Genomic DNA, 23,304 nt, shown 5'->3' on the forward strand with positions numbered 1-23,304 from the left:
CTGTAAGGCCAATTAAAGTACTAATTTATGTTATTTTTTTTGAAAATTCCAAATTTCCCAGGCTTTTTCTGCTTGCTGTTCAAGCATATAGTAGCCATTCACGGTTTTTGCTCCTTTTTCAGAGGCATTGATGATGAATTGGGTGTAGTTGGGATTGTAAATCAGGTCGATAACCAAATGATCTGAAGAAAGCCCGTCAAAAGGAAAATTAAGACAGTCTTTCACATTCGGGAAAGTACCTACCGGCGTACACTGAATGATAATTTTATGGTCGGCAACAGTTTCCTGATCAAGATTTTCAAAATTGATTTCCGTACTTCTGGAAATGGTGACTGAAGGAATACTGTGTTTATCCAATGCATATTTTACGGCTTTTGCAGCTCCTCCGTTTCCTAAAATCAAAGCTTTATCCTGTGACGATTTTCTGTGCAAAAGAAGCGTCTTTTCAAAACCGAATGCATCTGTATTATAGCCTGTTTTCTTACCATCCTGAATAAGAACGCAGTTTACGGCGCCTATTTTCTCCGCTTCATCACTTAATTCATCCAGATAATCCATTATTTTTTCTTTGTAGGGAATCGTTACATTGAATCCTAACAGGTCCGGAGACGTAAAAAGTTTTTCTACTTCATTAATTTCGTTCAGATCAAAAATATCGTAGGAGAAGTTCTTCAGCATGAGCTTTTGGAACTTGTTTTCGAAGAATTTTTTAGAAAAAGAATAGGAAATGTTTCGTCCTATCAATCCTAATTTTTTATTGGAATCCATCTATCAAAAGTAAAAAAAAGACCGGATAAATCCAGTCTTTTAATTTGAAATATTTTTTAATAATTAATCTACGATAAATTTAGTAGAGAAATTATCTGTTTTCAGAATGTAAGTTCCTTTAAGCAAACCTTTAAGGCTGATCCTATTTGAATGTCTGAAAGGGTTGGCAATCGTTTCAATTAATTTTCCGGAAAGATCATAGATGTCAGCTTTTGAAATTTTGCTAAGGTTTTCTCCTTTTACAAATAATTCATTATTTCTTACCGGGTTAGGGTAGATGGTAAACGCTGATTTATCATTTTGGTTTTCGGTAGTAGCCAAAGTAGTTCCGAAACATGTCCAGCTTAGGTCATCCAGAGCAACTCTGTTGGTAAGAGAAGAATTGGTCAGTTTAATGACAGCATTTCCGCTTACATTTATATTATTAATGGTAGTTGTAGTAACAACATTACTGTAAGGAATAGTTCCTACATTGACGTCGTTTACAAGAACATTGAAGTATCCTGCGCTTCCGGAGAATTTCAATTGAGTTGTTAATGTTAAACTCTGAACTCCACCTGAGAAAGTTGAACTTGTTAAAGTTCCATTTTTTATGGTAATAGCTTTATTATTGATGGTCTGGTCAACTCTTGCGTCTGTAGCAGTCCATGAAATTCCATTATTGGTCCAGTTTACTGTCATGTATGTATTTACAGGACCGGTGATCATTTCAAAATTTTCAGTTCCGCAGCTTCCTCCTCCGGCAGGTGTGTCAAGAGTGGTTTCTGTAGCGGTTGTACTTTGTGGAGAAGAGTTTGAGAAAGCATCTTTAGCAATGATATAGAATGTATATTGAGTAAGCGGGGATAATCCTGAAACAATAGTAGATGTTGTTGTTCCTGAAACAGTAGCTTTTAATGTTCCGTTGGCGTAAATCTGGTAAGACGTTACTCCTACATTATCTGTTGCAGCTGTCCAGCTTAAAGCAATAGAGTTTGAAGTTGGATTGCTGGCAACAAGATTGGTTGCTGCTGTAGGGGCCTGGCTGTCAATAACCGGAGCTCCCCAGATCTGGGTAACATATTCAGGGTGATCAATGAAAGGGTTTCTGTTTCCCTGATAGGTATAAGAAGCATTGTTTCTGGCAATTTCTTCCGGCGATACCGGATCCATTGCATTCCATGCTAAATATTGATTAAGTGCCCAGGGCTGTAATCCCGGAAATGCGGTGTTGCCAAGCATATCACCAGTAGTGAAATTAGGAAGTTTATCCTCATATCTTGTTACGAAATAAAGAATCATTCTTGCGATATCTCCTTTGAAAGCATCAATGGGTTCAAATACGGTACCTGCATATCCTGCAGATACAGATGTGCCTAGTTTTGATCCGTTTTTAGAGGTGAAAGAAGGGGTTCCTACAATTCCGAAAGGGTAGTTGGATCTCATTCCGTTTACTTTTCCGTCTGTAGCACGGATAAAATGAATGTCAGCTACCATTGGGGAGGCATTGTTGAACAAACTTTGAGGAACAACGTGCTCTCTGTTGTAGCAGTCACCTTCATTAGAATATCCGGCAGATCCGCACTGACTGGTCCCCAAGGTGAAATTATATTGATCTGGCCCATTTGGATTTTCAGAATAAATATCCAGAATAGTTCCATCATTTTCATAAAAATAATCACGGTCAGTATTGGCATAGCCAGTCCATAAACCTCCATAGCCATTGTCTATATGTCCGTTGCTGATAATAGTTTTCAGAGCTGTTTTCAGAGCTGCACCTGTTAAGGTCGGTGATTGGTTATAATATCCAGCCGGAGCCTGTGCCAAAGCGCTTATAAATGTCACGCTTAAAAGAAAAAAAGATAAAATTTGTTTCATTTTTTAAAATTGGGGCGTAAAGGTACGAAAAAATGAAACCCAAGTATATTAATTGTGTGTAATATATATACTTAAAATATTAGTTTTTAGTAATATATTCTTTGCTGATTTTTGAAAAGAACCAAGAAATAGTGATTCCAAATAAGGAAGCCGTAAGGGCTACAATAAGATAGTTCTTTCCTACAATTTTTACCGGGAATGGCAGAACCTCATTGGCTCTGAAGAATTCTGTGTAAAGCTGGAAATAGCAAAGTGCTGTTCCAAGAATTAATCCGGTAATTACTCCGGAAATAACAATCAGGAGTCCGGTGTAGAAATAGGTCATTCTTAAGTGGCTTAAAGGGAAGCCGAGTGATATCAATGATTTTGCCTGCTCTTTTTTATCAAGCTGAAGGATGATAATTGCTCCGGCAAGATTAAAGGTGGTAATAAAGATGACCAATGCAAAGATCAGGTAAATAAAAAGCTTTTCAGTGTTGATCATTTTCCAGAAAGCAGCATTCTCTTCTTCCTTGGTTTTGATCTCAATATTTTTTCCGAGTGAAGAAAGCAGACTTTGTTTTACTGCATCTGCATTTTCCGGATTTTTCAATTTAATAACAATCTGGTAAGCCGAATTTTTAGGAAGACTAAGCAATTCTTCCGTAAGCTCAATAGGAGAAACGATATAATTGTCCAGCTGGTCTTTTCCGGGGAAAACACCCGTTACCAGAATATCTCTTTTATTATAGATGTCTTCTTCCTTGGTAATAATCCCTGTTCCCGGTTTGGGCATGAAGACTGTTGCATAATGATTGGAAGAATCTACAGGAATTGATAGTCTGTTATCCAGACTGTTCTCCATCAATACCTCATTGGAGTATCTGAAACTTGGATACGTTCCGTAGAATACTTCTTTATTGATAGGATTTACCTTCACATAGGCAGAATCTACACCTCTTAAATAGGCAATGTCACCCTTTCCGTTGAAGCTGATGTATACTTTTTCTTCAATAACACGGGAGAAACTGCTGATTTCTTTGTTGCTGGTGAGAGTTTTTGTGACATTATCCAGATTTTTAATTGTTTTTCCGGAAGTGCTTTTTAAAGTAAGATCAGCATGAAGATTGGAAATGAGGTCTTTATTCAGGTCTTCAAGTCCTGAAAATACCGAAATAATGACGAACATTGCAGCCACAGCAACCGTCATGGCACCCACGGCCAGCCACGTAATGAACGTAACGGCAGTACTTCCTTTTTTAGCCAAAAGGTATCTGGATGCTATGTAAAATGCAATATTCTTCAAGATCTATAAAACAGGATTGTCGCCTTCGCCTCTTAATTCTCTTTCCAGTCTTTCAACATCATCAAGAGCGGTATCCAGGTAAAAGTTAAGTTGTGGAATAATACGCACCTGCTTTGCCATTTTCTGGCCAATGAAATTTCTGTATTGAGGTTTGTTTTCTTCAATCTCCTTCATCACAGCGGTACGGAACTCCTGTGGAAAAATGCTTAAATAAATTTTGGCAATTCCTAAGTCGGCAGTTACTTTTACATCCGAAACAGATACCAATATGCTCTGTTTGCTTTCTGCAGCCTGTTTGCGGAAAAGCTCCGCGAAGTCTTCCTGAATGATCTGTGCTACTTTTCTTTGTCTGTTACTTTCCATAATTTCTGCAAATTTAGTACTTTTGTTTGAATTGATACTTTGAAATTCAACTGTAGTATCAAATTTACGATTTAATTATATTGATTACTATTTATGAAGCTAGAACATATTGGTATTGCCGTAAAGTCTTTAGGCGTTTCTGATGAACTTTTTACAAAACTATTAGGAAAAGAATCCTATAAAAAAGAAACGGTGGAAAGAGAAGGTGTGGTGACTTCTTTTTACGAAACAGGAGAAAGTAAAATTGAACTTCTGGAAGCCAGTAATCCTGAAAGTCCGATCTCTAAATTTATTGATAAAAAGGGAGAGGGCATCCATCATCTCGCATTTGGGGTTGAAAATATCCTAGAGGAAGTAAAAAGATTAAAAAAAGAAGGATTTCAGTTTATCTCTGAAGAACCGAAAGAAGGTGCTGATAACAAATTAGTTGTATTCCTTCATCCGAAGTCTACCAACGGCGTGCTGGTAGAACTTTGCCAAGAAAAGCAATAAAAAATTTTGTAGTGAAAGAAATTTTACTATTTTTGCAAACACAAAATTTAACCAAGTTTTGAGGTCCTATAGCTCAGTTGGTTAGAGCACCTGACTCATAATCAGGTGGTCCCTGGTTCGAGCCCAGGTGGGACCACTACTCGGAAAACCATTTGCCACATTAGGTTTTCCGAGTTTTATACAGCTTTAACATGAGTAGAAAAAGTCTGAAGGGTAACTTTTCGGGTAACTTTTACTACATCATGAAAAAAAATCTTTTAAATGGTTGTTCAAGAACCAGTGTATTTATAAGTCCAGCGGGCTATAAAAAATTCACAAAAAAATCTAAATTTCCTCGACAATGGAGAGTGAAGTGTATTTTTCACGATCCTACACAAACAGATAAATATCCTAACGGATTTCAGTTTGTGAAGAAATTTTCAAGTGATGATCTTGCCTATTTGAAGGAAGAAGCAGAACTTCAAAAGGATATCATGGAAGACATGTTGGATAATAGGAACTATAATCCTATTACGCATCAATACATGACTAAAAAAGTTGTTAAGCTGCATCCTAAACTTCCTATTATTGAGGCTCTCAAAATAGCCCATCAAAATAAGTCCAAAAAATGGAGTACCGGATATTCTAACGATGTATTAAGGCTGGTTAATGATATTGATAAAATACTTATTGAAGTCGGTTTTATGAAACTATTGATTGGAGATGTGGAAACCTGGCATATTAAAACAATCCTTGATTATTTGAATCTTACAGATAGTGTTTTTAATCATTCAAGAAGCCACTTGCAGTCACTTTTTAAAGAATTGAAGCAATATGGTTGTACTGGCAAAGAAAACCCTGTAAATGATGTTGAAAAGAGGGTAGAAGAGATAAAAATCAGAGAGGTGCTTACTATAGAAGATATGATTTGCGTTCATAAGTATCTTCAAACAAAATGTTACACATTCTTCAGGTATGGAAAAATATTTTTTTATGCTGCAGGTAGATCAACAGAATTTATGCATATCCAGAAAAAACACGTTGATTTGGATAATCAGGAATATCAGGTTTTAATAAAGAAAGGAAAACAATATACCTGGGAAAAGAAAATTATATTAAGGGCTGCGATTCCATATTGGAGAGAGATTTTATCTGAATGCCAGGATGATGATGATTATTTATTTTCCGCCGGCTTGGTTCCAGGAGAAAAGCCGATAAGCGCAAAACAAATTTCAAGACGCTGGAAAAGGCATGTAAAAGATTCTGATGATATAATGGACTCTGAAGGTAATATTTTAAAAGTGACAGCTGACTTCTATACTCACAAACACTTATTTCTTGATATTCTTGATGAGATGCACGACGACAGATTGAAAGATCTGGAAGCCCCAGCGCAAAGAATGGCAAACCATACAACTGACACGACAACTGGTAAATATGCAGTAGGTAGAAAAAATAGAAAAAACAAAGATTTGAAAGAAATAATTGTTGACACATTGGAGCGTAGCTAAAAACTACGCTTTTTTATCTTTTCCCAATCTGAGTTCACCAATGGTAGGACCCTCCCTGAAGTCATCTTTTTTGCGTTTCCCCTGGACTATTCTCGTAGGAAAAATAATATAGTATAACCACAACTTACATAGCTTTTCACCACGTAGTTCTATAAACTCAGGAGCTACAGCGAACGCAACAATAGATCGTACTATTACAATATGTTCTGTGAGTAGCTGTTTCTTTTTGGGAGTCAAAAAAATATCAAAATCTTTTGTCTTACCGTAAAGGTTAGATTTTACTACAACTTTTGTGTCTGATATGCTTACTACTTCACCTCTTATTTCCATGTTTCAAATTTGAGACAATTTGTATCTATATCAAAATTTTAATGATACAATTTGTAACAAATTTTATTTTGAATACTTTTTATATGCAGCTGCCATTTTCTCATCATAAGCATTTATATGATAATTTCTACCATTATATATGCGGGCGAAATCGGACCATCTTTTATCTCTTAATTCATCATCCAGCTTATTTGCTTTAATGAATTTTACAAAGGCTTTTAGCTGTTCCCCTTCACTTTTATACATGGCATTGATAAAATCTTGCAGAACAGGGAAACCAACCAAACTATGATTAAAACCCATAATCTGGAATTTTCCCCATGAAGCAGATTTTAAAGCTGCAGTTCTATTTAATTTTGCAGCTTTGTCAAGTCTGGCATGTTCATTTTCCTTTGTATATCCTCCCGGACGTTCATTTGATATATCCGGAAACTCTTTACTGTATTTTCCTTTAGTGAATTCATGGAACTTATGACGTTCAAATAATATTGTCGGTCTGCCATCTGCCTGAAAACCACCTTTAGGAGCTTCAACTTCACTCACAGTCTTTATTGCTGCAACTTCACAACCTAATTCTTTGGCTGCATTTATATAATCTTGTTCTGTTAATGTTTTCATTTTCTTTTTAAGTATTTATAAATTCCAAATATTATAATTGCCACGACTCCGAAAACAGCCAGGACAATCCACAATCCAGCCTGAAAGCCTTTTGCTTTGATGTCATTGGTTTTCTTCTCAACTTCTGCAGCAACTTTTTTTATAGTCTCTTTCGACACGGCCGTTTTTGCAAGATCCTGAATTATGTTTGTTTTTTCTTCGCTGGATCTTTCTTGTTTATCTTCTGCAGACTTCCGGTAGTGATTGTTTATGTAATAATCAGCGGTTCCGCGAATGACAATACTTTGAAGTGTATCACCAGAGACTACATTGTGAAAGACCAGCGGGTTTAAAGTGTCAGATTTTCCTTTTATGACAATATCCCCGGAAAAATCTTGCAGATTCTTTTTAACAGTCTGATCGGTTACTTTCTTGGTTGACTCTTTTACCGCTTTTTCTTTAACTGAATCCAGTTTCAAACGTTCAATTTCCGTTCGTCCTTCCTTGGAATAGAAAGACGTTTTATGCTTTGTCCTACAACCGAGTAACAAACTACTCAGAAGTATTATTATCAGTATTTTCAGTTTCATTTGCTGTATTTTTCAAGTCTTTTAAATCTCCTGTTTTATTGAACTTTGCAATCCTATTAAGCACAAACAATGGTGGAAATTTTCCACCCGTAAGAATTCCCATATTGACCATTACATTTCCAGCTGGCCAGGCGAAAAGTAAAATTCTTAGAAATCCGGTTATAGCTAAAGACTCATATCCAGAATCCTGTAAAATCTGTAAAAATGCTTCTGAGAAAAAGTAAAAAAGGATAGAAAACGCCAGTTTCTTTGTAAATCCCCATAGCATTTTTTCAAAGGAAAAACTATGATTTTCCAAATGCTTCCAAACACCTAAAATCAAATCAGCAATTAAAGAGAAGGCCAATATTATTATAAAGCTTTCTCTTTCAAGATACCAACCTGTTATCCTTTCTGAAATAGATAATCCAACAGCTGGAACAGCAGCCAATTTTAAAGCCGAAAACGCTTTACTATATGCTGGACCTGAATGAATCGAAATCAGGTTATTAACGATAAAATTTATTATTGGATTTCCCATTTCATTTTTTATAGATTATTAGATAAATACTTTTGCTTTAATATTTTTTATATTTTTGTTTAGCATGAAAAAATTATTTATACTCTCATTATTAGTTTGTTGTTGTTCCAAGCAAGAACCAAAAGACAAAAATCTTGTTACTATTACATATAATAAAAAGGACCTGGATAACGCCAAAATCCAAATACAGAATTCCTTCCCTATTAAAGAATCGGATATAGTACTTCTCGGCGACAGTAAAACAGAAGGCTTTCCAACACAGGAGATTTTTAATGACCTGAACATCAAAAACAGAGGAATAGCCGGAAATAAAACAACTGATGTTTTGTCTCGACTCCGTAACATTGTTATAGGAAGACCAAAAAAAATATTCTTAGAGATCGGATTAAACGATCTCAGTGAAAACAATAAAGTTGAGACTGTCTTTTTTAACTTCTCTAAAATTTGTGACCAAATAGAAAAAGTGAGTCCTAATACCATAATAATTGTTCAATCTGTTTTACCTACTGGTTTTGATAAAAAACATCTAAATTCTTCTATAAATACATACAATTCTATGCTTAGAAATTATTGCCTTAAAAACAATATTTCTTACATTGATTTAAACTCTCATTTTTTGAAAAACGGTGAATTAGATTCCCGCTATACTTTTGATGGCGTTCATCTGAATGCCAAAGGTTATTTTCTTTGGAAAAACTTAATAAATCCATATTTAAATTAATTATGCCATTGCATTAATATACTTGCTATTAGTGAGTTGTTACCTGGCGGATTTAAGGGAGTAAATGTATAATATGGCGAAGCCAATACATAATTTCCTATTGCTTGATGTCCTGCATTATTTGGGTGGACATTATCCCCAGAATTATATTCCGGCTTCATATTTGAGTTTCCAGACTGTTTAGTAATCGAAAAAACATCAAAATATTTACTGAAATTTGCAGCTATATAAGTTTGATATGCCGTCATATCTCTGTTAGAATTCGCATAAGGCGTTATCAGAATAAATACAATGTTTCTTTGGCTAATCGAAGATTTAAAAGCTTGTAGATTAGTTTTCCAAACCTCAATATCTAAATCGTTGGTTCCAAATGCATATATTACACGCTTTGGTTTAATAATATTCGTAATCTCATAAAGTAATTGTAAAGCTTCTGAACTTGTGTCTCCCGGACTTCCTTCCACTTGAAAACCTGCAATGGTTCCCCATCTAAGGCTTGATGTCGTTGCACTGCTTCCATATGCAATAGAATCTCCAACCAACAAATTAAGAGGCTGATATTCCTGATCTGATGTCTTGATTAAACTAATTACTTCTAATGCAGATGCGGACCATAATCTCAACTTATGTATAGTTACAGCAACTGGTGCAGTAACCGTTGTTTCAGTTCCGGTGGTAATATTTTTTACCGTAAAGGAGATGGTCCATTGATTTTTGGTAATTTGATATTCTAAAACGTCACTAGGGCCTATTGAAATCGCTGACGATGATAGCCCTGACGTATTATTATAAGCATAATTCCATTTTGCCTTCCCCGATTCAACACTAAAAGTTGTTCTGATATTATTATCGGAACGAATACCATATAATTGAACATTAAGTGCTGCAGAGTTCGTACGAATTTTCCATAAAAAATTATCTAATGCAGAGGCATATCTATATTGTAAAATAGAGTTTCCGCCGGAAGAAATTAGTTTCCCTGCTGAAATCTCCCAGTTACCTTTTAGATCAAATTCAGTTAGATCTGTAAAGCTGTTTTTACTATAAATTGTACCTATTGCTGCCATTATCTTCCAATTGCTGACATTAATGTATTAAAATCAGTAGTTATTGCTGCAGCTTCTGAATCAGACAAGCCATCAGCTAAAAATGCCCATTTCGTAGTTCTTGTATCATCAGCGATTGTTCCATTATCATTGTACCCACCTATTGCAAAATTTATATTTGGCAATGTAGCTGACCCCTGCGATGCCGAATGCGTTAAAATCGCAGATCCATTCTTATATAATTTTGCGGTTGTACCTCCCGTTCTTGAAACAACATAGGCTCCTAAAGAATCAGCATTAGCAATCTGTCCAAAAACATCCCTATTTGGTCCAGAAATTAATGATTGTCCTGAAGGCGAGGTTCCAGTTATCAAGAACGTGATTCCGCTCGTGGCACTAACTCCACACCCCATACTACGAATATTGCTATATATTGCTGTAGTGTTATGTAAGCCGTACGAAAAACTAGTTAAGCTGAATATATCAGACGGTTTCATTCCTGAATCTAATACGCCCCCGATTCCGTCTGCTGTAATAGTTCCAGAAGCAAGTGTAGCATCAGGTCGACCAGAAATACCATTAAGTAGTTTTGCAGCTGCATTACTACCTAGAACAAAATAAAGACCTTTTAACTTTGAAAAATATCCATTTGCTTTGGCCGCCAAATAGAAGTTGTTCATTGCATTGGTTTCTGCTGTCGAAAGTGTAGCCCCTGCAGCAAGAATTTTGTCATAGTAAATTTGTGCATCTGGATCTAAATCAACAGGGGTTACTTGTCCGGACTTGGCAACATTAACAATAACAGCGGGGATTTTAAACTCCACCAATTCTGGACGTGTAAAATAGATCTCTTGATTTTTTGTTTTGTCAATTTCTCCAATGACATCAAATGATGATGAGAAGTTAATATCGCTTACACCATCAGAAACAATGTAACGTTTGTCAATAGCTTCTTTGGTTACTCCAGATGGGTCATAAGTGAAATTTATCGTTCCAGCTTGATTAATTGTCGAATATTTTTTCTTTTGATCAAATTTTACAACACTAGTAAAAGTTACTTTTACTGAATCATCAGCCTTTGGCAAACCTACTTCAGTTTTAATCCAGTTAGTTCCATCATACCAAAAAAGAGTATCATATCCTACACGGGCTTTCAAGCTTCCTGCATTTGGATAATTTGTCCCGGGATCAACGCTACTTGTAGTGGGTTTATACCATGAGTTTGCAATAAAAGGCCCCGCATCCGTTGGAGAAATAGGTTTTGCAATACTATGCAGTATCTGATAAAACGTATCTGTACTAATTCTATACTCTTTACCATCTTCAGCTTGATACAGCATATGTCCCCCCGGTTCAAGAGAAGTTTTTTCTGGTAATCCATCAATTGGTTCTACTTCAATGAATGGTATTGGAATTAAATTTTCCATTATCTTGTTTTTATTGCTTTGTTAGTATTGTATACATACACTTTTGTTTTCTCTTTATTTCCTAATGCATATTTGAATACATCAGCGAAAATTTGTCTTTCATCCATAATGATATTCAATCCGTTTTCGTCTTTTACATTTGCAAACTTCATTGTAATCTCATTGGTGAAGTCGGTTATTTCTGGTTTTTCCTTCCGGGTTCTTTTGGTTCCATCAATATATAAATCTTGGTTTGTGGAGTGAACTGCTATAAATGAGAGAATATTGTTATCTCCTTCAGCTCGGATCTTGTATGAAACATTCTCTTCAGTCCATGCTGCATTTATAATAGTAGAGCCTAAATTGCTAGTTTTCGAAGACTTAATATCTTCATCAATATCAAATTCACCCATACAATAAGCCGGAAGAGTTGTGATCATCCAGTCATGTTGTTCATCAGCATAAGAGAAAAGATTTCTGTTGTAGTTGCATTGTGTTGCAATTCTTATGAATTTTCTTCCATCATAGTCTGTGCTATCAACAAACCTCACACAATTTGAATAAAAAATAGCTGTTCCGGAAGAATCTCTTATTTCAAAGTGTCCCTGTATTTCATCGAAAGAAATAAAGGTAATACGGAAAAGCTTTCCATCACTTATACCAAACTCACACGGTATTTGAACTTCATCATCACCAACCAAAAACAAACTTAACTCCTGCGTTGTAACTTCATTCTGGTAATTTGGTATCAGATATCTGTGATAAGAATTTACTTCCAAAGGATATGGTTTAACGTGCCCGTAATACTGTGCGTTTTGCGGGTTTGTCATATCTTCTAACTCTTCGAGAGTTTTATAGAATCTTACCGGGCTATGATACCAGAACATGTGCATAAAACAAAATTATGCTGGCTGCATTATGGTATTGTCAAGTATAAGTATACAATTTGATTTACAACGACTTATTCCGACGGAGAATAATTCGTGTACTTCTTGTCTGTTAAGGTCATCAAATCAAATTCTTTTGATGTATTTGTGATTGTATCAGTAAATTTTACAAGCAAGTTGGCAAATACAGTATAAATATCATTCCCAAATTTGCAATTCAAAGGCTGTAAATTTTCCGTTTTATCAGAATTTAATAACTCCATGAACAAACGTCCTGTATTACCACTAATATTTAACGTTGTAGTCTCCGTTCCTGACACTGGAAGCCCGTACCCGGTCTCAATTATTACATTTCCTCCGGTACCATCCAAATTCGTAACATATAGTTTACCACCACCTGGCGAAAATTCGTAACTGTATTCAATTTCAAAATTAGCCGTTCCCCTGACATCTATAACTAATCGGCTGTAACCACAATCAGCATTTTCCGCTTTATTATTTACTAATATTATGTATGGATTAAACTGCCAGTTTACAGTTAACGTATTCGATATTTTATTGTAAAAATCATCGGCATTAACAATGATTCTGAAATAAACATCTGTCCCTGAAATTATGCTGGTAAAAACATCATCTATAATTACACCTTCTTTTGTACTTCCGTATTGACGAAGTGTTATCCAGTTGATTCCATCAAGTGAATATTGAACATCAATAATAGTATTTACATATTCTTCTGCATAATCCCAATGTAATGTGACTGTATTTTTGTTGTCCTGCACAACAGATACAAGAACTGGATTAGCTACGGATTTTCCTTTTATTTTACCTTTGAAACTAAGAATGTTTGTTTTACGATCATGAGAAAAGGCACCATCACCAAACGGATATGCATCATAAATACCGATCGGAGTATTCAAAGTTACATATCCACGGCTTTCCAATCTATTACCTTCAATTCCGTATCTCCAATTTTCATACAGTGATATGAACTCTTGGAATGTTACGTTGGTGTAAGAAATTTCAATTTTTTCTCCGGAGAAAAAAGGCTGTTTATAAGATCTCATTCTTCCCAAGTTTTCATCCGCTCCTACAGTAATTAAACTAGGTAATTCATTGGCAAGATCAGTTGAATTTATTTTCATCTGAGCCTTGTCGTTATTCTTGTAGTTCGTCACCTTTAATAACTCTGAACTTTGCTTTTTTCTTAATCCGCTACCAAACCATTGAAACCACCTTGCCATATGATATTTTGGATTGTGACGTGAATTCGTAGAAGTTTCAGGATTTCTTACATATTGATCTTCTGTAAATCCATCTCTTATGGATCTATTTTTTACCAGTGATGGTATATTATATCTGATTGGAGTATCATTTGTGCCAGATTCTATTCCTGATGTTTTATTTAAAGTTAATTCAGCTTTGTTTATATTTAAAATAGTCCAAGTACCAGAATTATAACCTTCAGTAATTTGAACGCTTGATCCAACCTCCATAAATGTCGTATCGAAGGCCAATTGAGCACATGTTAAAACTAATTTATTGTCTTTATTTTGATGTATACAATTTGGGAAAACTCCTGAATCCCAATAATCTGTTTCATTAACCATATCAATCATAACCAAATCATCATCGTTATCATTGGTTGAAGAACTTTTATCTTCTATAAGTTCTTGAATCTTATATTCATCAACAATTAAATCAGTTTGTTTATCAAATTTATTTTTGATGCTTTTAATTGGGGTCGTAAATTCTGCCGATGTTATAAAGTTTTGGATATCATCTTTTACATTTTTTGAAAACTTTTTTGAACCAAAAAGCATGGTGTTAAAAACAACATCTTTATCATGTTCTACACTAAACCCTTCTTGCATGTATATTTTATCAGATAAATCAAAAACCTTTACATCTTTAAAAAAATATCCTAAATCTTCTATTATGACATTTTCATTAAGGACATCAAATCCTAAAACCAATAATTTGGCCGCCCCTTCAGTAATCAATGATTTGAAAGATGTTTTAATTTTTTGACCTGCAGTATAAATAGTCGGTAGCCCTCTTAAATATACACCTGTAGATACGGATGTGTTGTAATAAATTCCCCCTAAGCCTAAATAATTACTAACGACACTTAATCCTGATGCTGTATAATTTTTTACTACCTGTTTTATAGCATCAAGTAAGCGTATCCCGCTAGTTTTAACAATAGGAGATTCCATATTAGTAGTGATTTCAATACTGGTATTAGTTTTTAACGATGTCATTATAAATTGATCATTTATATCTGTTGTTAAAAACAAAAAGCTTAAATTTTGCCCAGGTGATATATTGGAAACGTCATTTATATTTAATGTGAAAATTTCATTGTCAATTTTTATTTCAGAACTATTTCCAGATTGTGATGTAAAATTTTTCAATAATTGTGTATAAAAAAATCCTGACCCGGAAATAACGGCGTATAAACCAACATTTGGAGGAATAGTAATAGAACTATTAAATCTACCAAATACAACTTGCATATTGCTTACTTCAATTTTTATTGATTTTAAAGTAATATTCGTTGATACAAACGGCCCCTGATCAAATGTAACTGTTCCAATACTTCCCAAATTAACATTCTTTATTCCACAATATTCATTAGTATTACTACCAAACTCATATTCTTCTGATCTACTAAAAGAAAAGAATCCTGATGTACTTGGTTTAATGCTTAATATATCTTGTGAAATGTCCCATGAATAAAAATTTGAAAGTTTTGCAGCTCCCTTCTTGTAACCCAATTGAAATGTTTCTACAGGAGTAATAGTATTTTCGTCAAGATCTTTAGTCCCGAACAAATCTATAGTAACATCATCCCGATTAAATAGCTTATTTTGGGACTCGCTTTTTATCAGGTCCACATCAATAACGAAAGTATTGTTTTCGAGTGTATTTTTGTACTTATTCATATTCACCTCGAAATTATCTTGTAGCAGATCATACTCTACACCATTTTTAACGGCTAACCATTTAAAGATAATCCGGCCGTCAGTACCTTGTTCTTCTTTTACGTTGTAAAGTACATCATAAGCTATTTTGTTACTGTACTGGTAGAATTTCAGCTTTGTATTTTCACCAATGATAAAGTCTTTCACAAACAATAATTCATCATCAATATTGACAATAGAGTCTACATCATCCCACCCGTCAGGTTTATTTATGACATATTCCCCCTGGAAAGATCCAGAGGGTACTATGAATTTGAAAATATTTTTAACACCGTTTTCGTTTATAATATGGTTAATTGGTATCATCTGTAATATTTTTCTTCTAATGTTTTTAAATCATATTCTCCGACAAGTTCAGCATTATTAGCGCCCCTATGTCTAAGTATCTGCCCAAAAACTCTTTCAGTAGTTGGATGTGAGTATTTCTCTAATTTTCTGTCTAGATATTCTCCAATCTTTCGCGAAAGTTCGTCTGAATTATCTCTGTAATTATTCACTATGGAAATTTGCGGGGCAATCATGCTTTCTCTTGCAATTCTTTGAAAAACCTTATTCCCAATTTTAGCAGAAGGACCCATAGTCTTTAAAATCCGCTTCGTTTCATCAGCTGTGTAAACAGTATCACCTTTATCAAGCCATGTCATTTTATCCCCGGAATCAGAACCTAACGATTTAATACGACCGTCTTCACCTGCAATAATCTCACGTCCCCGATCTTGTGTAATTGCGAATTCTGCTTTTCCTCCAGTTCTACCTTTCCAATATTTCGGAACTGGATCTTTTGACATAATAGCAACTGATTGAGCGATACCAAAACCAAGAGCGAGGGCGGCCGGAATTGCGCCGGCAATAAATCCCATCTGAGCGAGTGTCATCGTAGCGGCCAAAGCACCATTAATAAGGGCCTGTTGAGCTGCAGCTTTTTGTTCGGCTCGTGCTTTTTGAGTTTCAATAAGTTTTTCACGTTGTCTTTGCTGATCTTTATAAACTCTTGCTTCATCTTCTAGTCTATTTCTATCGGCCGTCTGTTCTGCTGTAAGCTCTTCAAGACTATTTAAAGCTTCTAAACGGCTATTTATGAAACCTAATTCCTGTTCGGTTGCTTCTTGGGAATATTTCAGCTGCTCATCTAAAGCAGAAATAGTTTTTTCTTTTTGAGCATTGGTAAACATTTGGGCGAAATCAGAAATTACAGCTCCTGCTGCTTCAAATATTTCCTTATTCGATAAAGAAAAGTCCTTTCCTTCATCCAGAATTTTCTGATACATTTTTGTAAACTGATCCGAAACCCGATTCAATCCCAGATCGTTTAGTCCGCTGGAAATCAAATTTACAAAGGGCTCAAAACCTTTTGCAATCTTATCAAAGTTTAGGAGATCAAGATCTTTCTTATTCTGAATATTTACATTTGTTAACCTTTCTATTTCAGCACCATATTCAGCAAGTAATTTTATATCTTCCTTCGTTGGGGTTCCAGGTAAACCAATTGCCTTTTCATTAAGAAGGCGACTAGTTATTGAGTCTCTAAGCTTTGTCTGTTTTTCAATTTCCTGCTCAGTAGTCTTGATCTCGTTTTGCTTATCCAGAACAGCTAACTGATAGGACCTTTCTTCTGCACTTAGCTTTTTATTGGTAAGGATTAATTGTCTTTGTTTTTCATAAGAAATATCCTTGTTTGCAGAAAGAATCTCACTTTGATATTCGATTTCACTTCTGATCGCTTCAGGAATAGCAGCCATACGCTGAAGCCTTTGATCTTCTATTTTAGCAATCTCTTCATCCCTATCACGTTCCAGCTCTAACACTCTTTGTCCCATACTGGCCGCCAGCTGGATTCTTTTTTCATAAGAATCAGCTGTTTTCTGAATAAGTTCGGAATCAATATCAATTTGCTGCCTTAATCGGTCGGCATCGCTTATGTTTTGGTTTTTTTGAATTTCTCTATTCTTACCTTCAATAATATTCTTTTCTTTATTGAAATTAGTTTCTAGGTTTTTAGATCTTTCGCTATAAAGTTTTTCATTTGATTGCACGGCTGCATCGAGAGCTTTTTTATAAGAAGCACCCTTCAACTTGATCTCTTTGGCGTTTGCGCCTTTTAAAAAGTCCTGAAGTTTTTTATCATATCGGATAGCAATGTTTTCTTTTTCCTGAAGATAATCTTCATAACCAATTTTTAAAGCAAGCCTGTCACGTTCTAAATTTGCCAGCTCAGTACTTCTTTCCCCATCTAAAATCATGAGGAAATCTTTTTGACCACCTGTTAAGGAAGATCCTCTTTGTCTTGATGGTTTATTGTCACCTGGTAAAACGGTTTTTTTAACTTGTGTCTTTTTTTCTAGCTTATCACCCCGATCAATGTATTCATCAAGGCTTTTACCTGTATTTCTACCTGTTGAAGTGGAGAAATATTTTCCTTGGTAATTAAAATATGCTGCCTTAGACGCTTTTGCATCATCCCAGGCTTTTTTGTATCTATTTGTCTCTTCCTCTCTTTGTCTTATAGCTCTTTCGTTTGGAGTTAATCCAGAAAATAATCTATCAGCATCATTAGTAAGCTTATCCCACTTTTTGTATGAATTTATGAGACTATCTGCACTTTTTTCCATTTTCTGGCTAAACTTATCCCATCCATTCTCCTCAAACATTGTTGAGAAAAAGTTTGAAACAACACTTGTCAGATATTTAATGGCAGAAGCTAAAATATTTACATCAGCACTCACAAACTGTAATGTAGCTTGGAATTTCTCCATCTTGGTAGATGTGGTCTCTGTAATACCAGTAACAGTGCCTAAAGCATCAAACAACGAGCCTATAATATCAATCAAGCCTCCTACAATTTCTCTTCCAGCTGATCCATCTTTAACCAGAATATCCAGTAAGAACTTAACAGCATAAGACAATGCATCTATACTACCAGCGAGGAAATCTACATTATCTTTATTATCAGTGAAATCACTTAAGAAAGATGTCCACTCGTTTTTTAGACGGTTTTGAGCAGCTGCTATCGTGTCAATGTTTCCTGCAGTATCTAAATTGTAAACCTCAGAAAGTCTTTCCGCAACCTGAGGTAGTACATTATCTGCTACAACCGTTCCCGCTTTCAACATTTTATCCAGTTCAGCCGTGGAAACCCCCATACCATCAGCAAACAATTTGAATGCACCTGCCATTCTATCGCCTAACTGCCCGCGTAATTCTTCAGCTTGAATTTTGCCCTTGGAAATCATCTGTTCCAAAGCCTTGAATATACCAGTAGATTGTTCAGCTGATAATCCTAATTTTGCAGAAGCGCCGGAAAAGCTATCAAATATTTTTCGGGCCTGTTCACCTTCCAGGTATGTACCTTTTACAGCGGCCGAATACTTCACATATGCATCTGTAGTAGATACCAGCTCTAATCCATATTTGTTGGTTAATTCAGATAGGTATTCTTTCTGAAATGCCATTTGAGCTTCAGTCTCAAACACGCTTTTTAACGCTAGATTTTGAGCATCTAACGCTTTTACAGTCTCATATGCATCTGTAGCAATTCCAACAATTCCGGTGGCAATATTACCGATAGCACTAGCACCTACAACACCTTTTAAGATATCCGTAACTCTTCCCTGTAACGCACCGCTTCTTTGATTGGATGGTAATGTCTGTTGATTTACACGTCTAAGTTCTCTCTCAAGACGTATTGCTTCATTCGTTGTACTTCTGAAATCTCTATTAAGTTGAGATATTTGGCTTCTGTATTCACGTTGAGAAATTGTACCTTGTCTGAGCCTTTCTCTCAATAATACCATTTCGGAACCATAATCCCGGGCCGTCTGTCTTGCTTGCCGGGTTTGTTTTGTCAGTTGAGCATGAGCACTGGTTGCTTCTCTGTTAGCTCTCGCTTCTGCTGCAGCTTCTCTTGCTGACTGTTGTCTTTCACGGCTTTCTGATCTTCTAGCTTCTGCTAGTTCTCTTCTGGTTCTGGCTTGTTCGGTTTGAAGTCTCGCTTGTTGACGTTCTAAATTTGCTGTTCTAGCCAAAGATTCAGCTAATTGTCTTTCTGTATTTACATATTGAGTAGTAATGGAATTTAATTCTCTGAAAGAAGCTGTATAATCTCTTAATCTTCCAGAATTAAATCCATTATTTATTTTTTCGGTTTGTTTTACAGTTTCCTTGAAAGTAGTATTAAGCTTTCTTGCTTCAGATTCAACCGCTTTTAATTCCGCAATAATAGCTTGAGCTTGCAATATGGCTAATTTATCTGGCATCTCTGTTCATTTTATTTATTTCGTCAACTCTTTTAATGAGAGCCTTCACCATCAAACCGTACTGGAATAAGGTTATTTTTGAATCATCAACTGGAATTTCCAAACCAATACAAACACTTACAAACTGCTCTTCAATATCAAAATCAGACTCAATATTATTTTCCTTTACTTTTTCTAACTGGCTGTTAAGTTTTAAAAGCTGGTTATTAAGCTTATCAAGTCTGTTTTGAAGGAATTGCCTTTGTTTGTATAGATCATCACTTTTTTGCACTTTAAAATCAGCAAGAAGATCCTTTATATCTGAAGCATCAAACTCAGAATGTTCCATTGAAGACAAAGCCATAAGCATTTCAATTTCTTCAGCATCTGATTCTTTATCATCTTCTGCGATTTCCTTAATCAATTCTTGCAATTTTGCTCTAAGTTCCTGTGCCTTGATAGCCTGTTCAACAAAAAGAAGGAGAATATTAAACTTGTTGAATTCGTTTGTAACAATTGCAACTTCACCATAGGTAAGCACATCAGAGTTTTTGGTGTTGATCGAAGCAGCATAATCTTCTTCTATCTCCTTAAATTTAGCCTTCAAAACATCAACATCTGCATTGATGGAATCACCAGATTCATATCCTTTTACCATGTAATAAAAATCCCCTGTCTGTACTATTCTCTTGTAGTTCAAAAAGGGGATTTCTTTACTGTCTTGGTATATTCTTATATTTTTACTAAGTTTTTTCATATAAACATGGGTGCTCACGCACGAAATACCATTCAGGCAATCCATCAGATCCGATAAATTCTCTTTCAATGGCAATTTGGTTTGGGTTTATTTCTTTGGGCACTTGAGCGATTTCTAAACCTCGTTCACCGTCAAAAACATGGTAAATGAAAGTTCTGCCTTCCGGGTCTTCAACATATTTCCTGAGAATCTGACATTCTGTTTTTGTGATGGGTTTACTGCAGTTACACATTATTTTTTTAATTTTCCTTCGTTTATTATTCCAAGGATCTGTCTTTCAAGTTTTGGCTTGTTTTTGATCTGAGCATCAATCATCTGTTGTTTTGTTATACCGATAATTCTATGTTTTGGAATGATATAGTAAATATCTCGCATGTACACCGGACTGTAGTTAGTGGAGAACTGAACGTTTTTTAGCGTAATTTTTACTTTGATACTACGATAAAATAAGCCGTCATACTTTTTATTCCACCAGTGCTTTAAATCCCATCTACGATTGTTCAAAGGGTTCATCCTATTCTTGTAGTCAGCATAGAATACATTTCCCCGGCGATACTTTTTAGAGTAAGGGGGCATTCGGCCCCCGTCACTCGTTTTTCCTCTTAATAGGTTATCCTGGTTTATTAATGGAAGGTTTGACTCTTTTAACGCCTGCTGTACCAGTTTCGGTGTCATCTTGGATGCCAGCTGAATTCTCTTCAGGAAGGTTTCCGGATTTATCGTTGCCATTATTGGTAATTTTAGGCGTTAGATGCTTTTCGATCGTCTTAACATCCAATTCTGGATATTTTTCTTGGATGTATTCCACCGCCTTTTCGAAAGAAGGAAAAGGCTTTGGTGGAACAATCTTATAGATTCCAACTGCATATTCCATTACGCTGATACTTTTTCGGTTATAGATTTCCCGGCGTAATAGTCGGTGTCTAATACATAGACCGAATATCCAGCGTCATTAATTTCAAAGGAAATATCCTGATTAGCAACCAAAGGAGCATGAGTGAAAGTATATTCACCATTTAGTTCTGCAACTGCTGTCACAGCCTCCAATGTTCCGTTTCTTCTCATTCCCCAATTTTCTGGAACTGTAAGGCCTGTAACTCTACTATCTGCACACTGGTTTGTTACTAAAACTTTTGTAGATGTTGCAGCAGCTACCAAAGGAGAAGTAATATCAACGGAAACGCCTGTTACTGGATTTAGTTCATTGAAATCAACTTCTTTACTTTCTACAATAGCAGATTGACCCTGCCAATATTTCATGGCATCTGGAAGAATATCCACTCTCAATACTGAACCACCGCCTTCTGCAGCTGTTTTAATTTTTTTGACACCAGTGAATAGTTTTACATTGAATCCTTTGATTTTTCCGTCTTTCATCAACTGGCCCAGAATTGAACCGCTTTTGAAAATCGGAAGGAATGAATATCTTTCACTTCTGTCAAGCTTTTGAATTTCGTTCTGGAAACAGTTTCCTTTATTGAACATAAAGTTCCATTTCTTGATTCCGTCTGTATTCTTGGTACTTTCACCGGTAGAAGAATCGGTATAAGTTGGATCTACATCAATATCTTCTGCTGAAAAGAATTTTATAGCTCCAATAATCTTATCCTGTTGAATTAAATTATCCAATACAGTTTTAGTGAAAGTTGCAGGATCAAGTCTGACAGATCTATCCATCAGTAGGAATCCATAAACCTGCTCTTCATCGCAGAATAGACCGCCAAGTCTGGCAACCATATCTGAAATACTACATTTTTTAATTGTTAATGGCATATTTTTATTTTTTATTTAATTATTAAATCTGGAAAACAATCATTTGAAATGGTAATATCTGTTTCAAACAGAACAGCATCCCATACATCAGTGATTGCGGTTAATTCTGGAATTGGATTGCCTTTATCATCTTTTGCAATGTCATTAAGAGGAAATACCATGTAAGAATCATTATCTGCAGCAGTAAGGCCTTTTGTTTTTCTAAACTTCTCATCCATTCTTTTAAGCAAAGGATAAAGTATATGATCATAAGTGCTTTCAAATCTATTTTCATACCTGGCTGTCTTGCTTCCAAGGGTGATCAAAAAAAACTTGCATCCTACCATTTTGGTAATTCCTTCCTGCTTTCTTCTTTCAACTGAATATCCTGTCTGAAGCCAGATGATAGGGTACTTTGTTGTTGAATCTTCCAGTTTTGCTACAAGCTCAAAAAGATCTCCTTCTGTGTAATTGACAACCCAGTCACGATCTTGGAATTTTATTATGATTGTACGGTCCAGAACCTGATACATCAATTTATTATGGTTTATCATATTCCGAATTCGTTTTTAAATTCTCCAAAACGTCTATAATTATGATCAAGCATAGGGTAAGACTCTTTATTATCAAACAGGAATTGCATTAATGATACTTCTCCATCTTTCGGATAAATGCCATAATAATCTCTACAACCCTTGATTATCCAATAAGGACGTCCCTCAATTGTGAATCCTGCAGGATTAGATCTGAAACCACCATGAAGTTTTGATATGAACCTGTTCCATACCTTTACGATTTTAGGAATCATAGAGGTGCTGTTTCCGACTTTACTTTCAATCTTGGCTTCACCTATACCCGTTGTAGTTGTGACATCATCAGTATGGTATTGACAATAAACATAATCCGCTAAAAGACTTTCCTTTGTTTCTTCCTGAATAAGACCGGTCCAAAAGCACTTTTTTCCATCTTTTAAATAGGATTTACCGATGATTATGTCTTTGTAATGCTGTGGCGTCAATGGGTCCATTCCGTTGGAAATATAAGGCTTGAAATCATTCCACATTTCTATTCCAAAGGCAAAAGACAGTACATCACGCTCACCCTTAACTATATCAAGTTTAAGAACGTTACCGGTTTTCTTGTCCGGGTCCGGCTCCGTAACGTTTGCTACTATATTGGAGTCAATGAAATATGTACTGTCTATTAGTGGCATGATAATACTTT

Annotated in this window: 22 protein-coding genes and 1 tRNA gene; 4 read left to right on the forward strand and 19 right to left on the reverse strand. The window is 35.4% G+C overall.

Annotated features, from left to right (window positions below):
- Nucleotides 1-30: 30 nt before the first annotated feature.
- The 4 genes from FFS26_RS15640 to rbfA all read right to left on the reverse strand — a co-directional run bounded on the left by FFS26_RS15640 (nt 31) and on the right by rbfA (nt 4,273).
- Nucleotides 31-768, reverse strand: coding sequence for a shikimate dehydrogenase family protein (locus FFS26_RS15640; RefSeq protein WP_137905483.1), 738 nt, complete (start codon nt 766-768; stop codon nt 31-33).
- Nucleotides 769-831: 63 nt separating this feature from the next.
- The gene (locus FFS26_RS15645) at nt 832-2,625 is read right to left on the reverse strand and encodes an endonuclease (RefSeq protein ID WP_137905484.1); all 1,794 of its coding nucleotides are present in this window, start codon (nt 2,623-2,625) and stop codon (nt 832-834) included.
- Between the two features lie 79 nt (nt 2,626-2,704).
- Nucleotides 2,705-3,910 carry an ABC transporter permease gene (locus tag FFS26_RS15650; protein WP_137905485.1) on the reverse strand — a complete coding sequence of 402 codons (1,206 nt, stop codon included), beginning with the start codon at nt 3,908-3,910 and terminating at the stop codon, nt 2,705-2,707.
- A 3-nt stretch (nt 3,911-3,913) separates the two neighbouring features.
- Complete coding sequence (gene rbfA / locus FFS26_RS15655) at nt 3,914-4,273, reverse strand: 30S ribosome-binding factor RbfA (protein WP_002983518.1); 360 nt, start codon at nt 4,271-4,273, stop codon at nt 3,914-3,916.
- Between the two features lie 93 nt (nt 4,274-4,366).
- Here rbfA and mce point away from each other — a divergent pair, with 93 nt between their 5' ends.
- The 3 genes from mce (at nt 4,367) to FFS26_RS15670 (ending at nt 6,255) form a co-directional block, all read left to right on the forward strand.
- Nucleotides 4,367-4,765, forward strand: a complete 399-nt coding sequence (gene mce, locus FFS26_RS15660; RefSeq protein ID WP_137905486.1) for a methylmalonyl-CoA epimerase — start codon at nt 4,367-4,369, stop codon at nt 4,763-4,765.
- A 62-nt stretch (nt 4,766-4,827) separates the two neighbouring features.
- Nucleotides 4,828-4,901 (forward strand) — tRNA-Ile (locus FFS26_RS15665).
- Nucleotides 4,902-5,007: 106 nt separating this feature from the next.
- Nucleotides 5,008-6,255, forward strand: coding sequence for a hypothetical protein (locus FFS26_RS15670; RefSeq protein WP_137905487.1), 1,248 nt, complete (start codon nt 5,008-5,010; stop codon nt 6,253-6,255).
- Between the two features lie 3 nt (nt 6,256-6,258).
- On the opposite strand, the gene FFS26_RS15675 is transcribed toward FFS26_RS15670, so the two are convergent.
- The 4 genes from FFS26_RS15675 to FFS26_RS15690 form a co-directional block, all read right to left on the reverse strand.
- On the reverse strand, nt 6,259-6,585 hold the full coding sequence (locus FFS26_RS15675; protein ID WP_137905488.1) for a hypothetical protein: 327 nt from the start codon (nt 6,583-6,585) through the stop codon (nt 6,259-6,261).
- Nucleotides 6,586-6,648: 63 nt separating this feature from the next.
- Nucleotides 6,649-7,203 (reverse strand): N-acetylmuramidase family protein, encoded by a 555-nt coding sequence (locus FFS26_RS15680; protein WP_137905489.1) that lies wholly within the window; start codon nt 7,201-7,203, stop codon nt 6,649-6,651.
- Nucleotides 7,200-7,772, reverse strand: coding sequence for a hypothetical protein (locus tag FFS26_RS15685; RefSeq protein WP_137905490.1), 573 nt, complete (start codon nt 7,770-7,772; stop codon nt 7,200-7,202). Before FFS26_RS15685 ends, FFS26_RS15680 begins: the two co-directional genes overlap by 4 nt.
- Nucleotides 7,735-8,292, reverse strand: coding sequence for a phage holin family protein (locus tag FFS26_RS15690; RefSeq protein ID WP_137905491.1), 558 nt, complete (start codon nt 8,290-8,292; stop codon nt 7,735-7,737). Before FFS26_RS15690 ends, FFS26_RS15685 begins: the two co-directional genes overlap by 38 nt.
- Before the next feature lie 64 nt (nt 8,293-8,356).
- Between FFS26_RS15690 and FFS26_RS15695 the strand changes: the two genes are divergently transcribed.
- The gene (locus FFS26_RS15695) at nt 8,357-9,013 is read left to right on the forward strand and encodes a GDSL-type esterase/lipase family protein (protein WP_137905492.1); all 657 of its coding nucleotides are present in this window, start codon (nt 8,357-8,359) and stop codon (nt 9,011-9,013) included.
- On the opposite strand, the gene FFS26_RS15700 is transcribed toward FFS26_RS15695, so the two are convergent.
- From FFS26_RS15700 to FFS26_RS15750, 11 genes are all read right to left on the reverse strand, one after another.
- Complete coding sequence (locus FFS26_RS15700) at nt 9,010-10,080, reverse strand: SGNH/GDSL hydrolase family protein (protein WP_137905493.1); 1,071 nt, start codon at nt 10,078-10,080, stop codon at nt 9,010-9,012. The genes FFS26_RS15695 and FFS26_RS15700 overlap by 4 nt on opposite strands.
- Nucleotides 10,080-11,486, reverse strand: coding sequence for a hypothetical protein (locus FFS26_RS15705; RefSeq protein ID WP_137905494.1), 1,407 nt, complete (start codon nt 11,484-11,486; stop codon nt 10,080-10,082). The genes FFS26_RS15700 and FFS26_RS15705 overlap by 1 nt, the downstream gene beginning before the upstream one ends.
- Nucleotides 11,486-12,358, reverse strand: coding sequence for a hypothetical protein (locus FFS26_RS15710; protein ID WP_137905495.1), 873 nt, complete (start codon nt 12,356-12,358; stop codon nt 11,486-11,488). The genes FFS26_RS15705 and FFS26_RS15710 overlap by 1 nt, the downstream gene beginning before the upstream one ends.
- Nucleotides 12,359-12,426: 68 nt before the next feature.
- Entirely contained in the window at nt 12,427-15,645 is a 3,219-nt protein-coding gene (locus FFS26_RS15715; protein ID WP_137905496.1) for a hypothetical protein, read from the reverse strand.
- Entirely contained in the window at nt 15,642-19,592 is a 3,951-nt protein-coding gene (locus FFS26_RS15720; protein WP_137905497.1) for a tape measure protein, read from the reverse strand. The genes FFS26_RS15715 and FFS26_RS15720 overlap by 4 nt, the downstream gene beginning before the upstream one ends.
- Nucleotides 19,582-20,328 (reverse strand): hypothetical protein, encoded by a 747-nt coding sequence (locus FFS26_RS15725; protein WP_137905498.1) that lies wholly within the window; start codon nt 20,326-20,328, stop codon nt 19,582-19,584. The genes FFS26_RS15720 and FFS26_RS15725 overlap by 11 nt, the downstream gene beginning before the upstream one ends.
- Nucleotides 20,315-20,560 (reverse strand): hypothetical protein, encoded by a 246-nt coding sequence (locus tag FFS26_RS15730; RefSeq protein WP_137905499.1) that lies wholly within the window; start codon nt 20,558-20,560, stop codon nt 20,315-20,317. Before FFS26_RS15730 ends, FFS26_RS15725 begins: the two co-directional genes overlap by 14 nt.
- On the reverse strand, nt 20,560-21,057 hold the full coding sequence (locus tag FFS26_RS15735) for a hypothetical protein (protein ID WP_137905500.1): 498 nt from the start codon (nt 21,055-21,057) through the stop codon (nt 20,560-20,562). Before FFS26_RS15735 ends, FFS26_RS15730 begins: the two co-directional genes overlap by 1 nt.
- Nucleotides 21,058-21,201: 144 nt before the next feature.
- The gene (locus FFS26_RS15740) at nt 21,202-22,101 is read right to left on the reverse strand and encodes a hypothetical protein (RefSeq protein WP_137905501.1); all 900 of its coding nucleotides are present in this window, start codon (nt 22,099-22,101) and stop codon (nt 21,202-21,204) included.
- 11 nt (nt 22,102-22,112) lie between these two features.
- A complete protein-coding gene (locus tag FFS26_RS15745; RefSeq protein ID WP_137905502.1) occupies nt 22,113-22,634 on the reverse strand; it encodes a hypothetical protein in 522 nt (173 codons plus the stop codon).
- Nucleotides 22,631-23,293, reverse strand: a complete 663-nt coding sequence (locus FFS26_RS15750; protein ID WP_137905503.1) for a hypothetical protein — start codon at nt 23,291-23,293, stop codon at nt 22,631-22,633. Before FFS26_RS15750 ends, FFS26_RS15745 begins: the two co-directional genes overlap by 4 nt.
- Nucleotides 23,294-23,304: the final 11 nt, after the last annotated feature.

The organism is Chryseobacterium sp. 2VB, from assembly GCF_005503635.1.
GTDB lineage: Bacteria > Bacteroidota > Bacteroidia > Flavobacteriales > Weeksellaceae > Chryseobacterium > Chryseobacterium cupriresistens.